The following is a 13636-nucleotide window of genomic DNA, read 5'->3' as shown; positions in this document are numbered from 1 at the left end:
ACCTAACTCATGGCAAAGCTCATTCTGACCCACGAAGTAACCGGTCTCGGTGCTGCAGGTGACGTCGTCGAGGTAAAGGATGGTTACGCACGTAACTACCTGGTGCCCCGCGGCTTCGCCCTGACCTGGACCAAGGGCGGCGAAAAGCAGGTTGAGTCCATCAAGGCTGCCCGCGCCGCGCGCGAGCACGCTTCGCTGGAAGATGCCCAGAAGCAGGCCGCTGCTCTCTCCGCCAAGCCGGTCAAGCTGACCGTCAAGGCCGGCGAGTCCGGACGCCTCTTCGGTACAGTCAAGCCCGCTGACGTTGCCGCTGCTGTTGAGGCCGCCGGCCTCGGCAGCATCGACAAGCGCAAGGTTGAACTGCCGACGCACATCAAGTCGGTTGGTTCCTTCCAGGCCAACGTCCGCCTGCACGACGACGTCGCAGCCGTCATCGACCTCGAGGTCGTTGCCAGCTAGTACGTTGCGCACAGCGTGATGAAAAACGCCCTCCGCCTGTGGCGGGGGGCGTTTTTGCGTGCTTGGGGAATGATTCGCAGGCTTCCTTTCCTAAGTAGCGCCAGTAATTCCACAAGTATGTGGATATCGACTGTGGATAAAGGGCCCCATATGCCCGTTTCCTGCCGGTGTCAACCTGAAGGTTGAGGGTGAATGTTGACCAAAAAAGGTGGTCATGCACAGGTGTGGACGAACATAACGCCTAGTCACAGCCTTGTTTTGGGCAAAACTATTTTGTTATCCACAGCCTTATACCCATCCTGTGCACAAGACACGCCCAGTTATGCACACGGTATCCACACCGCCTGTGGACAACTCGTTTGTTGAGGCAGCCATACGGGGCTACGGTTGCGGTGGACTCCCTCATTGGTGCACCCGGAAATGGTTACGGCGAGGGCGGTGCCGCGCGCGAGGTGCTGTCAGTGCCGCCTGCTAGGACTGAGTCAGTCCTGCCAACACGGGCGCCCGCCGGACGGGTCCATGGATCTAACGTTTTTGGAAAGGGTGGCCATAGTGTCGCTTGCACAGGCGGATGCCGCTGAATCGACCCGCAACTCCGATTTTGGCCGCACTCCGCCGCAGGACCTGGTAGCCGAGCAGTCTGTCCTCGGCGGCATGATGCTCTCCAAGGACGCGATCGCCGACTGCGTCGAGGTGCTGCGGGGGGTGGACTTCTACCGCCCCGCCCATGAGTCCATCTACGAGGCCATCATCGACCTCTACGGCCGCGGCGAACCAGCGGATGCGGTGACAATCTCGGATGAGCTGACCAAACGCGGTGAAATCGGCCGGATTGGCGGTCCCGCTTATCTGCACACGCTGATCCAGTCCGTGCCGACCGCCGCAAATGCCGGTTTTTACGCGGAGATCGTCCGGGAACGCGCAGTCCTGCGCCGGCTGGTGGACGCGGGAACCAAGATCGTCCAGCTGGGCTACTCCAGCGACGGCATGGAGGTTGACGACATCGTCAACGCGGCGCAGGCCGAGGTCTATGCCGTGGCAGAACGCCGGACAGCCGAAGACTATGTTCCGCTGAAGGACATCATCGAAGGCACCGTCGATGAGATCGAGTCCGCCGGCCACCGCGGCGAAGGCATGATCGGCGTCCCCACCGGGTTCTACGAGCTCGATGAACTCACCCAGGGCCTGCACGGCGGCCAGATGATCGTTATCGCGGCCCGACCGGCCGTAGGTAAGTCGACCTTCGCACTCGACTTTGCCCGCTCCGCGGCGATCAAGAACAACATGACCACCGTGTTCTTCTCCCTGGAAATGGGCCGCAATGAGATCGCCATGCGCCTGCTCTCTGCCGAGGCAACAATCGGCCTGCAGGACTTGCGCAAGGGCACCATCAAGGATGAGCAGTGGGGCAAGATTGCCACCACCATGGGCCGGATGAACGACGCCCCGCTGTTCATTGATGACAGCCCGAACATGTCCCTGATGGAGATCCGGGCAAAATGCCGCCGGCTGAAGCAGCGGCACGACCTCAAACTGGTGGTCCTGGACTACCTGCAGCTGATGTCGTCCGGCAAGAAGGTGGAGTCCCGCCAGCAGGAAGTCTCCGAGTTCTCGCGTGCCCTCAAGCTGCTCGCCAAGGAGCTCGACGTCCCCGTGATCGCGCTGTCCCAGCTGAACCGTGGTTCCGAACAGCGCACCGACAAGAAGCCGATGGTCTCCGACCTCCGTGAATCGGGATCGATCGAGCAGGACGCCGACATGGTGATCCTGCTGCACCGTGAAGACATTTACGACAAGGAATCCCCGCGCGCCGGTGAAGCAGACGTGATCGTGGCCAAGCACCGTAACGGTCCGACCAAGACGATCGTCGTGGGCTTCCAGGGCCACTATTCACGCTTCTCCAACATGGCCGTCGAAGGCGGCTCCGGCTTCTAGCCGGACCGCGCGTCCAGCCGAAGCCCCACAGGAGCAATACCGTGCCAAAGTCCAAACCCCGCAAGAAGGCCGCCGCCAAAAAGAGCCAGGCGCGCCGGAGCCAGCATGAATCGAACCGGATATTCGGTGACGCCGAGTCCTTCGTGAGCGACGAAGGAGACGCCCTGCTGACCGCCCGCGGCTGGATCAGTGAGCGTAACCAGCCCGGAGGACTGGACCAGGGTGACTGCTGGTACTGGATGCCCTCGCAGCTCCCGGCTTACCTGGAGGAAGGGGAGCCGGTCCCGACGTCGGTGTATCCGGTCAGCTCGGGATTCGTCAGCCAGCTCGCCACCCCGGACGGCTCGGTGCCTCCCGGGGCGGAGACAAGGTACGCGTCCCTGGACGAGCTGGAAGCGGACCTGGGCCGGCTTGAGTCCTACCGCGTACCCAAGCAGGCGTGGACCGTTCTTGGGGGAGGCCCCGGCCCGGAGGAGACCCCCGGCGAGCTGATTGACAGCATCGCCGAAGAATGGGAACTCATCGCAGAGCTGATCCACTTCCCTTACAGCGAGGAGGGCGATGGGTCCTTCGACGCCGTCGTCCAGGCAGCGCAGGATGGGCGCCTTACCGAATACGCCTACCAGTCCGTCCTCGCGGGGCGCGGGCTGCCGCGGGCCTAGAGACGGGGCTCTCCGCCGCCAGCAGCAGGGTTGGCAGCGGCATCCCGGCTGGAGGCCAGCTGCCACGGGACGCTGGCAACCATGATGCCGGGCTCAAAGTGCAGGCGCGCCTTGATTCGCAGGGCAGTCTGGTTGTGGACAAGCTGCTCCCACCAGCGGCCGACGACGTACTCAGGGATGTAGACGACGAAGAGTTCGCGCGGCGAACTGCGGCGTGCCTCACGCAGGTAGGCCAGGACCGGGGACACAGTTTCACGGTACGGAGATGAGAGTACCGTCAGCGGCACGGGGATCCTCAGCCGCTCCCAGTCATCGATCACCTTTTGCGTTTCCTCCGGATCCAGGTCCACAATGATCGCGTTCAGGCTGGAGGGCCGGGAGGCCCGGGCGTACGCGAGGGCCCGCAGCACGGGTTTGTGCACCTTGGATACCAGGATCACGGCGTTGACCCGGCTGGGCAGGGCCAGGAGTTCGGGGTCTTCCTCCACACGAAGTTCCTCGGCAACGGACTGGTAGTGAGTGCGGATGCCGTTCATGACCACGTACAGGAAAGCCATTGCCAGCAGCGCAATCCAGGCACCGTGTTCGAACTTCGTGACGATCACGATGACCAGGACCAGCGCCGTCATGCCGAACCCGCAGGCGTTGATGACGCGTGAGCGCTTCATCCGCGCCCGTACTTCCTTTGTCCGCTCCGTGCGCAGCTTGGCGGTCCAGTGCCTGATCATTCCCAGCTGGCTGGCGGTGAAGGAGACAAATACCCCGACGATGTAGAGCTGGATCAGCCGCGTCACGTCCGCGTTGAACACCAGGACCAGCAGCAGGGCCGCCAGCCCAAGGACGATGATGCCGTTGCTGAAGGCCAGGCGGTCGCCGCGGGTGCGCATCTGCCGCGGGAGGTACCCGTCCTTCGCGAGGACGGAGGCGAGGATGGGGAAGCCGTTGAAAGCCGTGTTGGAGGCAAAGACGAGGATCAGCCCGGTGGCGGCAATCACTATGTAGAACAGGAGGGACCCGTCACCGAAAACCGTTTCTGCCAGCTGGCTGATCACCGGGTGCTGGATGTACCCCTGCACCGGCTCCCCGTTCAGCAGGAGCTGGGTGGCCGGGTCCTGCACGAAGTGGACCTTGGCCAGGCTGGCCAGGGCCAGGATTCCAGCCAGCATGAGCGCTGCCAGACCGCCCAGCAGGAGCAGCGTGGTGGCGGCGTTGGTGCTTTTGGGCTTGCGGAAGGTGGGAACGCCGTTGCTGATCGCTTCGACGCCGGTCAGTGCGGCGGCTCCGGAGGAGAAGGCGCGCAGGAGCAGGAAGGCGCCGGCCAGTCCCGTCAGTCCGGCGTCCATGCCGGCTTCCGGAAGGAGTTCGAATTCGGCAGACGGGGCCTGGGCCAGCGACCCGGTGGCGGATTGGATGAGACCCACGGCGCACATTCCCAGCACGGAGGCCAGGAAGAGGTAGGTGGGTAACGCGAAGACCTTTCCGGCTTCCCGGATTCCGCGCAGGTTCACCAGCATGAGGATGAGTACCCCCGCTGCGGCCAGCAGGCCCTGCCGGCCGTGCAGCACAGGGACAGCCGTTACCAGGTACTGCGCGGCTGAGGACATGGAAACGGCAACGGTCAGCACGTAGTCCACCAGGAGTGCGGATCCCACGGTGAGGCCGGCCCGCCGCCCGAGGTTCTCGCTGGCGATCTCATAATCGCCGCCGCCGGAGGGGTACGCATGGACGTTCTGCCGGTAGGAGGCCACTACGGTGAGCAGCACGATGATGACGGCCAGGCCCACCCACGGGGACAATGTCACCGCGGCGACCCCCGCCAGCGCGAGGGTCAGGAGGATTTCATCGGGCGCGTAGGCCGCGGACGAGAGTGCGTCCGACGCATAGACCGGCAATGCCACCCGCTTGCGCAGGAGAGTGTGCGAGAGCTGTTCATTGCCGTACGGACGCCCCACCAGAATGCGCTTCAGCGCATTGAAGAATGTGAGCACGAGGTCAAACCATAGACCGCTTGGAGATCCAAGTCCAGACGCCCGGAGAGCCGGTCTGGGAGCCCACGTGGCGAAGTACACATTAGGCCCCTCGATCCGCATGAACACGCGGGAGTGAAGCATGGTTACGGTTCTGTTTGCAAGGTCTCGGTTTGATATCGATTCGAGTCTTTCCTAGCTTGGATATAGCCCGAATGACGGGCGGACCGCCGGGTCCTCAAGAGCTGATTTGATCCGGCTGGCGGACATCGTTCTGATGTTGACGCCCCGAACCATGCACGGTATCCCGCGCCACCTCTATGTCGCCGCGGCGGGAATACCTGAAACCAGACCTCTAACAGTCGAGGGTCGGCGACGTCGTAATGAAGTCCGGGGACGGATGGAGCGCAGGTGGGCCCTGAGGAGCAGACACAGCTAATGAAGAACTCGAAGATCACCCGTTACGTTCGTCGTGGACTTGCCGCCGCCGTTATCACTGGTGCCAGCGCTGCCGGCCTTACCGGAATGGCCGCTCCGGCCAACGCTGCATCGATGGACTGGGACGCCCTGGCACAGTGCGAGAGCGGTGGAAACTGGAGCATCAACACCGGTAACGGCTTCTCCGGTGGCCTGCAGTTCCTGCCCAGCACCTGGGCAGCCTTCGGCGGCACCGGCAACCCGGCCGACGCCAGCCGTGAGGAGCAGATTGCCGTAGCCGAGCGCGTTCTTGCAGCACAGGGCCCCGGCGCGTGGCCTGCCTGCACCGCGAAGCTGGGCATGACTGGTGCTACCGCGAACCCCCAGGCTGCTCAGGCCGCTCCGGTTGAGCAGGCTCCCGTCGCCGAGCCCGAGGTCCAGACCTACTCCGTTCCGGTCGAGACCTACACCGAGCCCGCTCCGGCTCCGGCTCCGGCAGAGGCTCCCGCTCCGGTAGAGGCTCCCGTCGCCGCCCCGGTCCCGGCCCCTGTGGCTGAGGTTCCGGCTCCGGCACTGAGCGGCGAAACCTACACCGTGCAGGCTGGTGACACCCTGTCCGGCATCGCCGAGAAGCTCGGTATCGAAGGTGGCTGGCCGGCACTCTACGCAGCCAACGCCGATACCATCATCCATCCTGACCTGATCCTGACCGGACAGGTTATCCAGCTGCCTGCCTAATAGAGCAGCTCTGGAAGGGCAGGACACCTGCGGGTGTCCTGCCCTTCTGCCGTTAAGTGCCCAGCTGCGGATCAGCCGCCCGCGATGGACTGAAGGACCAGCACTTCAGAGCCCGGGGCCACGGGACTGTGCAGCCGGTCAAGCGAGCGGATGTCCTCGCCGTTGACGTATATATTCACGAACTTCCGGACCAATCCGGTTTCGTCGCGGATCCGCCGTCCCAGAACGGGAAAGCGGTCTCCAAGTCCGTCAAGCAGCGTCCCGACAGTCAGCCCGTCGCCGGCGGGCACACTCAGTTCAGACTTGCCTCCGGCGCTCGGAGCGAGCACGGCAGGAAGCAGGACCCGGATCTCCCCTGATGGCATCAGCCAGCCATTCCCGTGGGTGCTGCGCGGACGCACAGCACGTCCGGCAGATTGGTGGCCACCAGGGTGAAGGTCTCTCCTTCATCGGAGCTGGCGTACACGTCTCCTGCCCTGGTGCCGAAATACACTCCGACCGGTTCCGCACTGTCCAGCCCGGCGGCGTCGCGAAGAATGGCGTTGTATTCCGCCGCAGGCAGCCCTGAGTCCAGCCGGGTCCAGGACGTGCCGGCGTCAGTACTGCGGTAGACCGCCAGCTGTCCCTGCGGCGGTATGCGTTCACCGTCGGCCACCAGCGGGACGGTCCAGATGCTTCCTCCCCGCCGTGGATGGGCCAGCATGACAAATCCGAAGTCAGCCGGCAACCCGTCGGCGATGGATACCCAGGTGTCCCCGGAGTCATCGGACCGGTACACGCCGTGGTGGTTCTGCGCATAGAGCCGTGAGGGGTCCTCGGCATCCCGCGCTATCTTATGTACGCACTGGCCGAACTCCGGATCCGGGTCGGGAAGGAAATACGCAGAGATTCCCTGGTTGCGGGCCTGCCAGCTTCCACCGGAGTCATTCGAGCGGTACACCCCGCCCGAACTGATCGCCACGTGCACTGTGTCATCCGCCGGACTGGGCAGCACAGTGTGGGCTGCGGCTCCGCCGTAACCCTCGCCCCAGTCCGGCCGATGCGGGTGGTCCCACAATGGACGGTTGAGTTCAAAGCTGTTGCCGCCGTCGGTGGATTTCCATACAGAGATGGGTTCGCAGCCCGCCCACACGACGCCCGGCCGCGACTCTGAATCGGGCTGAAGCTGCCAGATGCGTCCCAGCGACTCGCCGGTCCCTTCGGGAAACGTAATGGCGCCCGCCTCGGGCTCTGACCACGTTTCACCCAGGTCATCGGAGATCACCACCGTGGGACCCCAGTGCGGCGACAAAAGGCCCGCCAGGATGCGCGGAGGTGAAGTGCGCGTGTCGATTCCCACACTGGCCACCTCATGCATTAGAAAGTGCGGGCCGCTGAGCGCCCACGTGTTCCGGTCTGCGCTCCGGGCAAGCCACAGCCCCTTGCGGGTGCCGATGGCCAGTACCGTGTCTTGGCTTGGGCTCATGGCTGATATTGGACCATCCAGCCGGCGGCCGGACAAGGGGATGCCAAATGCGGATTATCTGCTGCGGGAACCTTCCCAGATGGAAAATACGCACGCTGTGGACTAAGCATGGAGGAATGGTCCCTGTTATCCACCTGAGTGAACCGGCTTGATCTACATCGATCCGCCGCTCTGGCCTGCTCACAACACCTGCTTTTCCCACCTGGTCTCAGACACCTCGCTGGAAGAGCTGCACGAGTTTGCCGCAGCGGCCCGTATCCCGCGCCGTGCCTTTGACCAGGACCACTACGACGTTCCGGAGCACCGCTACGAGGAGTTGGTCCGAGCCGGAGCGCGGGCGGTCGACGGGCGGACACTGGTCCGTGCGCTGATCGCCGGAGGGCTCCGCATCCCCGCACGGGAACGGGCTGCCTCCCTGGTACATCCGCTGCGCCGGCGCTGGGACTCCCTGGTTCCCGGCGCCGACGAGGTGGGTGCGGAGCTGCTCAACCGGTGGGGAGAGCCGCACCGCCGCTACCACGACCGCCGGCACCTGCTCCAGGTCCTCGAAGCACTGCACACCCTGGGGGCAACCGACCGTCCGGTGCTGCTGGCGGCCTGGTTCCACGACGCTGTGTACGACGGCGTTCCCGGAAGGGACGAGGAGTCCTCGGCCGTACTGGCCGAGACGCTGCTGCCCGAAGCGGGCATCAGCGCTGGCGAGGTGGAGGAAGCAGCCCGACTCGTCCGGCTCACAGCCGGCCACGATCCGGAACCGGACGATCGGCACGGGGCGCTTCTTTGTGACGCGGACCTGTCCGTGCTGGGACAAAGCGCCGAAGCGTATGACCGCTATGCCGCCGACATCCGGCGGGAATACGGACACGTCGAGGAGGATGCATTCCGTGCCGGTCGCCGCACCGTGCTCCAGGCGCTCCTCGGAAATGGCACCGTGTTCCGTACCGGCCGTGCCGAGGCACTCTGGGGAGAGGCAGCGCGATCCAACCTGGCGCGCGAACTGGCCGTCCTGGCTCCCGCCGACGCAGGCCTGTCCGTACCGGAGAGCAGCACCGAGGGCGGAAGTGCCTCGCGTGGCTAATCCGTCAGGCTTCACCGGACATCCGAAGGGCAGTGCTGGTTACCGCGGCGTCCTGGTCGGCCTGGCTGCCGCTGGACTGGCCACTTTCGCCCAGCTCTACTCCGTTCAGGGGCTGCTGCCGCAATTGTCCGAGGACTTTGGGATCAGCGCAGCCACCGCGGCCCTGAGCGTCTCGGCGGCAACCCTGGGTTTGGCTGCCGCCGTCATCCCCTGGTCCGCTGCCGCAGACCGATTCGGACGGCTGCCCGTCATGCGGACCGCGATCATTGCCGCTGTGGTCCTGGGACTGTTGGTACCTCTCGCCACAGACTTCTCCGTCCTGCTGCTGCTGCGCTTTGTCGAGGGCGCGGCGCTCGGCGGAATCCCCGCCGTCGCGCTGGCTTACCTCAGTGAGGAAGTCAGCCCGGTTCACGCCGCCGTCGCCGCGGGGACGTATGTGTCCGGAACGACCATCGGCGGTCTCGCAGGCCGCATCGTGGCAGCTCCGGTGAGTGAATATTCCAACTGGCGTATCGGTGTTGCGGCGGTGAGCCTGCTGGCAGCGGTCTCCGCCGTTGTTTTTATGCTGTCTGCGCCCCGGCAACGCGGCTGGAGCCCGAGCCCCAAGCAGAAAGGCGGCCCCGGACTCGCAGCCCGCCTTGGGGTAAACCTGCGATCACGCCGGCAACTGGTGCTCTACGCGCAGGCGTTCCTTTTAATGGGCGGCTTCGTGGCTGTGTACAACTATCTCGGTTTCCGGCTGGGCCTCCCGCCGTTCAACCTCCCGCAGGCCCTGGCCAGCTCCCTGTTCCTGGCGTACTTGGCCGGGACGTGGTCCTCACGGGCAGCAGGGAAGGCTGCGGGAATGCTGGCCGGCGGGCGCCGAAACGTCCTCCTTGCCAGTACGGCGGTCATGGCAGCGGGCCTGGCGGTCACGTTGTTCGAGTCCCTGGCTGCCGTCATCACGGGGCTCATTATTTTTACCGCCGGCTTCTTCGGAGCGCACGCCATTGCCTCCGGCTGGGTACCGGTGCTCGCTTCCGAAGGAAAAGCCCAGGCCTCATCGCTGTACAACCTGGCGTATTACGGCGGCTCCAGCCTGATCGGATGGGCCGGCGGACTGTTCTTCCAATCAGCGGGCTGGCCCGCCCTGGCTGGGTTCGTAGGGCTCCTGATGCTCCTCGCAGCCGTCCTGGCAGCGACCCTCCCCGGCAAGCGGGAGCACGAACTGCGGCCTAAGCCGGCCAGCCGTAGGCTGGAAACGTGACAACGCGGACCCCGGCAACCACCAGCGGACTCGGCCGGCGAATCCTGGCCCTGGCGCTTCCGGCGCTTGGCGCACTGATCGCGGAGCCGCTGTTCCTGCTGACCGATGCAGCGATCGTCGGGCACCTGGGAGTGAACCAGCTCGCCGGTGTTGGCCTGGCCTCCACGGTGCTGCAGACCGCCGTCGGCCTGATGGTTTTCCTTGCCTATTCGACCACCGGCACGGTGGCCCGGTACCTCGGCGGAAACCGGCAGCGTGAAGCTGTAGCCGCAGGCCGTGACGGAATTGCGCTGGCGGTCATCCTTGGCGCAGTGCTTTCGCTGGCCGGGATCCTCCTTGCTCCCTGGCTGGCCGGAGCTATGGGCGCTGACGGCGAGGTGCACCGCTATGCGGTGGAGTACCTCCGCTGGTCCATGCCGGGACTGACGGCGATGCTGGTGGTGCTGGCAGCTACCGGGGTGCTGCGCGGACTGCAGGACACCAGGACTCCCCTGGTCGTAGCGGTTGCGGGCTTCAGCGTGAATATCGCACTGAACTTCCTGCTGGTGTACGGGCTCGATCTTTCCGTCGCGGGCGCTGCGATGGGCACGAGCATCAGCCAGTGCGGAATGGCCGCGGTCTACCTGGTGATGGTGGGACGCATGGCGAAACGGGAATCCGTGCCGCTGTGGCCGTCCCGTGCCGGAATCGCTGCGAGCATGCACGTCGGCTCCTGGCTGATGCTGCGCACGCTCAGCCTGCGGATCGCTGTCCTGGCGGCCGTCCTGGTCGCCACGGCGCAGGGGCCGGTGTCCCTGGCAGCCCACCAGCTGGTTATGACGTTCTTCACGTTCCTGGCCTTCGCGCTGGATGCGCTGGCCATTGCTGCCCAGGCAATGATCGGCAAGGAGCTTGGTGCCGGGAACCGAGAGCTGACCCGTGCCCTGACCCGCAAAATGTCGGTGTGGGGGATCGGGTTTGGCGTACTCACCGGGCTGCTTCTCGCGGTGTCCGCCCCGTTCGTGGGCTGGATCTTCACCCCGGATACCGGCGTGCAGCAGGCACTTACCGCAGGGCTGTGGGTCTTGGCTGCGGCCCAGCCCATCTGCGGGCTGGTGTTCGTCCTGGACGGCGTCCTCATTGGTGCGGGTGACGCGAAGTACCTGGCACTCACGGGCGTTGTAAACCTGCTCGCCTATCTGCCCCTGCTGTGGTGGGTCCACTCGTCCGGCCTGGAGGGCGGCTCCGGCATTGCGTGGCTGTGGGCTGCTTTCGGACTTGGCTATATGGCCGCGCGGGCGGTGACCCTCACCCTGCGCGCCCGGGGCGAAGCCTGGATGGTTACCGGTGCGGCACCGGCCAGGACAAAGGACTAAGCTAATGATCGGCCGGACCGGCCGACCACCAACCTGAAAGCGGAGGCTTACCGTGGGCGCACCCCACTCCAAGGCACCTTGGGGCCCGATCCTTCTCCGTTCCGCCATTGCTGCTGTGTACGGCGGGATCACGATCTTCTGGCAGGACCCCACTTTGGCTGTCTTGGCCGCCGCAGGTGCCGCCTACCTCCTGCTGACCGGTGTCAGCCTCTGGCGCATGTCTTCCCTGGCCCGCTCCTGCGACATCGCGCGGGTCCCGGGGGCTCTGCTGGTGTCAGCTGTCGTCTACGCGGCGGCAGGCATCGTGGTGGCCGCAGTGCAGTCCACCACTGTGTTCGCCTACGTGGCCGGTGCTGCCCTGCTGGTGGGCGGCCTCATTGAACTCGTGTTCTGGTTCCGCGTCCGCAAGACGTTCACACCGGCCCGTGACTGGCTCATTACCGGTGCCGCAGCGGTCGGTGCCGCCGTGCTGATGCCGCTCTTCCTGGCATTGGCTGAGGGCACCCACGTCCGGGCACTCCTGGGCGTCAGCGGCGGTTCCGCCGTGATCATTGCCGTGGTCCTGGCGATTTCGGGTCTGGGGCTGCGTCATGACGCAAGCCTGACGCCGGAATCGACGGAACACTCACAGGCCGTAAACTAGGACTATCCGCGGCTTCTACTTGGGGTAGAAGACCGCCAGTCGACAACGCAGGAGGACAAATAGTGGCCAAGAGCCAGCCCGGTGGGACCCAGAAACGGAATTCCGTGAAGGCCCCGCTGGTTTTCTCCGCAGTCCTGGCCGTGATCGCCGGTATCACCACCATGATCTTCGCCACCGGCGGCGCCACCAAGGAGCTTCGGGTGGACCTCGGCCTGACGGCCGCCGGGATCGCCTTCATCGCCTCTTTGCTGATTTCCTCCCTTCTGCTGATGACGGAAAAGCCGAACCCGGAACACCTGAGTGAAGGCTCCGGTGTCCACCGTGCCTCGGCAAAGATTCCGGGCGGTGCCGGAAGTGTTGGTGCCCCGGAAAAGAAGAAACCGGCCGGCGAAACGCCGGGGGATCCTGACGCCGCCGATGTTCCCGGGAAACCGGGCACCGACGCTTAGTCCGGCTTAGGTCCGGAGCCCTGGCGCTTCTTCCGTTTGCGGCGCGATGGACGGCCGGTTTGCCGGCGTCCGCCTTTTCCCGCAGGAGCGACGGTGGGCTGCACAGCCGGCGGGGCGTCTCCCAGCAGCTGATCCAGGCCGGTTTCTTCGGCTGCATCGAGGGACGTCACGGCCGGAGCTTCCCTGGCATCTGCCGGCCCGGCGCTGCGGCGGTGCAATACCAGTGCTGCCACGGCTGCGGCAACGGCAACAGTGCTGGCCAGCATTGCGAAGGCATTCAGGTACAGCCACAAAAACATCAGCATCGGCGGCACTGAGGCGGGCATTTGCAGCAGCCCCAGCGCAGACAGGACCCAAAAAAGGACACTCGCTCCGATCAGGATCCAGGCGGTACGGGGAGGAACGGCAGACCGCAGTTTGTGCTCCATGAGGCGCTCCTGGAGGCAGGTGTCAACAGGCGCCGTACTGCTCGACCCGACAAGTCTAGGACGCCGCCGGTGCCGGATCATAGGCAGGCTGGTGCTTTCGGCGGCTGCCTTCCGCTTGCTGTGCCGGCCGCCGCGACCTGCACCGCCGCTAACCGGACCGTCAGAGTGGCGGGCGAAGCTTGCTACGGCAACCCGTAGGGCTGCTGGTTTTCCAGCAGGTTCGACGCCAGCCGACGCCGGTAGGCGCGCACATTTTCGCGGTTGCCGCAGTTGCCCGTCCCGCAGTAGCGGCGGGACCGGTTGCGGGACAGGTCGATCAGGACGCCGCTGCAGTCCGGTGCGGCGCAGATCCGGAGGCGTTCCAGTTCACCGGCCCGGACGACGTCGGCAAGTGCCATGGCGGCCTCCGTCGCCATCCGGTCAGCCAGGTCCGCATCGGGGGGCGTGCAGTGCAGGTGCCAGCCCCAGCCGTCGTGCCGGACCAGCTGGGGAAGTGCCTGGGAGCTGGCCAGCAGGCGGTTGATCCCCTGGGCAAGCGTTTCCTCGCTGCTGTCCCACAACTGCAGCAGGTCGGTGCGCAGCCGTTGCACCGCCTGCCGTTCGGCTGCGGTATGCGTCCGCGATCCCGAGAAACGCTCCTGTTCCAGGAACAGGGTGAGGCCGGGGTCGTCGGCCAGCGGATCGGGGTCGAGGAAGGCGGTGTTCACCAGTGCGGCGGCGCTCGCCAGCGCTACCTCTGTGTCATAAGCGAAAACCATCTTGACTCCTGACATTGCCCGCCTTAGTGTCACAAG

At 65.3% G+C, this 13636-nt stretch carries 14 protein-coding genes; 9 read left to right on the top strand and 5 right to left on the bottom strand.

Going from position 1 to position 13636, the window contains the following annotated elements; all coding sequences use genetic code 11:
* The first annotated feature begins 9 nt into the window (after positions 1 to 9).
* From rplI to LOC59_RS13920, 3 genes are all read left to right on the top strand, one after another.
* Entirely contained in the window at positions 10 to 459 is a 450-nt protein-coding gene (gene rplI / locus LOC59_RS13930) for a 50S ribosomal protein L9 (RefSeq protein WP_055242872.1), read from the top strand.
* A gap of 552 nt (positions 460 to 1011) precedes the next feature.
* The gene (dnaB, locus tag LOC59_RS13925) at positions 1012 to 2394 is read left to right on the top strand and encodes a replicative DNA helicase (RefSeq protein ID WP_227896386.1); all 1383 of its coding nucleotides are present in this window, start codon (positions 1012 to 1014) and stop codon (positions 2392 to 2394) included.
* A gap of 41 nt (positions 2395 to 2435) precedes the next feature.
* On the top strand, positions 2436 to 3056 hold the full coding sequence (locus LOC59_RS13920) for a hypothetical protein (RefSeq protein WP_227896385.1): 621 nt from the start codon (positions 2436 to 2438) through the stop codon (positions 3054 to 3056).
* On the opposite strand, the gene LOC59_RS13915 is transcribed toward LOC59_RS13920, so the two are convergent.
* Complete coding sequence (locus LOC59_RS13915) at positions 3053 to 5044, bottom strand: APC family permease (RefSeq protein WP_227915935.1); 1992 nt, start codon at positions 5042 to 5044, stop codon at positions 3053 to 3055. The genes LOC59_RS13920 and LOC59_RS13915 overlap by 4 nt on opposite strands.
* A gap of 417 nt (positions 5045 to 5461) precedes the next feature.
* Here LOC59_RS13915 and LOC59_RS13910 point away from each other — a divergent pair, with 417 nt between their 5' ends.
* The gene (locus tag LOC59_RS13910) at positions 5462 to 6178 is read left to right on the top strand and encodes a LysM peptidoglycan-binding domain-containing protein (protein ID WP_229972670.1); all 717 of its coding nucleotides are present in this window, start codon (positions 5462 to 5464) and stop codon (positions 6176 to 6178) included.
* Between the two features lie 71 nt (positions 6179 to 6249).
* On the opposite strand, the gene LOC59_RS13905 is transcribed toward LOC59_RS13910, so the two are convergent.
* Both LOC59_RS13905 and LOC59_RS13900 read right to left on the bottom strand, forming a co-directional pair.
* The gene (locus LOC59_RS13905; RefSeq protein ID WP_227896382.1) at positions 6250 to 6543 is read right to left on the bottom strand and encodes a MoaD/ThiS family protein; all 294 of its coding nucleotides are present in this window, start codon (positions 6541 to 6543) and stop codon (positions 6250 to 6252) included.
* Positions 6543 to 7643, bottom strand: coding sequence for an exo-alpha-sialidase (locus LOC59_RS13900; RefSeq protein WP_231713763.1), 1101 nt, complete (start codon positions 7641 to 7643; stop codon positions 6543 to 6545). The genes LOC59_RS13905 and LOC59_RS13900 overlap by 1 nt, the downstream gene beginning before the upstream one ends.
* Before the next feature lie 148 nt (positions 7644 to 7791).
* Between LOC59_RS13900 and LOC59_RS13895 the strand changes: the two genes are divergently transcribed.
* The 5 genes from LOC59_RS13895 to LOC59_RS13875 all read left to right on the top strand — a co-directional run bounded on the left by LOC59_RS13895 (position 7792) and on the right by LOC59_RS13875 (position 12414).
* Complete coding sequence (locus tag LOC59_RS13895; RefSeq protein ID WP_229972668.1) at positions 7792 to 8721, top strand: DUF4031 domain-containing protein; 930 nt, start codon at positions 7792 to 7794, stop codon at positions 8719 to 8721.
* Positions 8714 to 9967: an MFS transporter gene (locus LOC59_RS13890; RefSeq protein WP_227896380.1), complete on the top strand. Its 1254-nt coding sequence runs from the start codon at positions 8714 to 8716 to the stop codon at positions 9965 to 9967. Before LOC59_RS13895 ends, LOC59_RS13890 begins: the two co-directional genes overlap by 8 nt.
* Positions 9964 to 11322: an MATE family efflux transporter gene (locus LOC59_RS13885; RefSeq protein ID WP_227896379.1), complete on the top strand. Its 1359-nt coding sequence runs from the start codon at positions 9964 to 9966 to the stop codon at positions 11320 to 11322. Before LOC59_RS13890 ends, LOC59_RS13885 begins: the two co-directional genes overlap by 4 nt.
* A 52-nt stretch (positions 11323 to 11374) precedes the next feature.
* On the top strand, positions 11375 to 11965 hold the full coding sequence (locus LOC59_RS13880; protein ID WP_227915947.1) for a DUF308 domain-containing protein: 591 nt from the start codon (positions 11375 to 11377) through the stop codon (positions 11963 to 11965).
* A gap of 62 nt (positions 11966 to 12027) precedes the next feature.
* The gene (locus LOC59_RS13875) at positions 12028 to 12414 is read left to right on the top strand and encodes a hypothetical protein (protein ID WP_229972666.1); all 387 of its coding nucleotides are present in this window, start codon (positions 12028 to 12030) and stop codon (positions 12412 to 12414) included.
* On the opposite strand, the gene LOC59_RS13870 is transcribed toward LOC59_RS13875, so the two are convergent.
* Both LOC59_RS13870 and LOC59_RS13865 read right to left on the bottom strand, forming a co-directional pair.
* Positions 12411 to 12842, bottom strand: a complete 432-nt coding sequence (locus LOC59_RS13870) for a hypothetical protein (protein WP_229972664.1) — start codon at positions 12840 to 12842, stop codon at positions 12411 to 12413. The two genes, LOC59_RS13875 and LOC59_RS13870, sit on opposite strands and share 4 nt — an antisense overlap.
* Positions 12843 to 13024: 182 nt before the next feature.
* A complete protein-coding gene (locus LOC59_RS13865; RefSeq protein ID WP_227896446.1) occupies positions 13025 to 13600 on the bottom strand; it encodes a CGNR zinc finger domain-containing protein in 576 nt (191 codons plus the stop codon).
* Between the last annotated feature and the right edge of the window lie 36 nt (positions 13601 to 13636).

The organism is Arthrobacter sp. zg-Y916 (genome assembly GCF_020907385.1).
GTDB lineage: Bacteria > Actinomycetota > Actinomycetes > Actinomycetales > Micrococcaceae > Arthrobacter_B > Arthrobacter_B caoxuetaonis.
This window is presented reverse-complemented; position numbering and strand designations above follow the sequence as displayed.

What these genes read in the sequence shown, in the direction of transcription:
- rplI (WP_055242872.1), top strand. Translation starts at nt 10, where the DNA reads ATGGCAAAGCTCATTCTGACCCACGAAGTAACCGGTCTCGGTGCTGCA.
- LOC59_RS13910 (WP_229972670.1), top strand. Translation starts at nt 5,462, where the DNA reads ATGAAGAACTCGAAGATCACCCGTTACGTTCGTCGTGGACTTGCCGCC.
- LOC59_RS13905 (WP_227896382.1), bottom strand. Translation starts at nt 6,543, where the DNA reads ATGCCATCAGGGGAGATCCGGGTCCTGCTTCCTGCCGTGCTCGCTCCG.
- LOC59_RS13900 (WP_231713763.1), bottom strand. Translation starts at nt 7,643, where the DNA reads ATGAGCCCAAGCCAAGACACGGTACTGGCCATCGGCACCCGCAAGGGG.
- LOC59_RS13870 (WP_229972664.1), bottom strand. Translation starts at nt 12,842, where the DNA reads ATGGAGCACAAACTGCGGTCTGCCGTTCCTCCCCGTACCGCCTGGATC.
- LOC59_RS13865 (WP_227896446.1), bottom strand. Translation starts at nt 13,600, where the DNA reads ATGGTTTTCGCTTATGACACAGAGGTAGCGCTGGCGAGCGCCGCCGCA.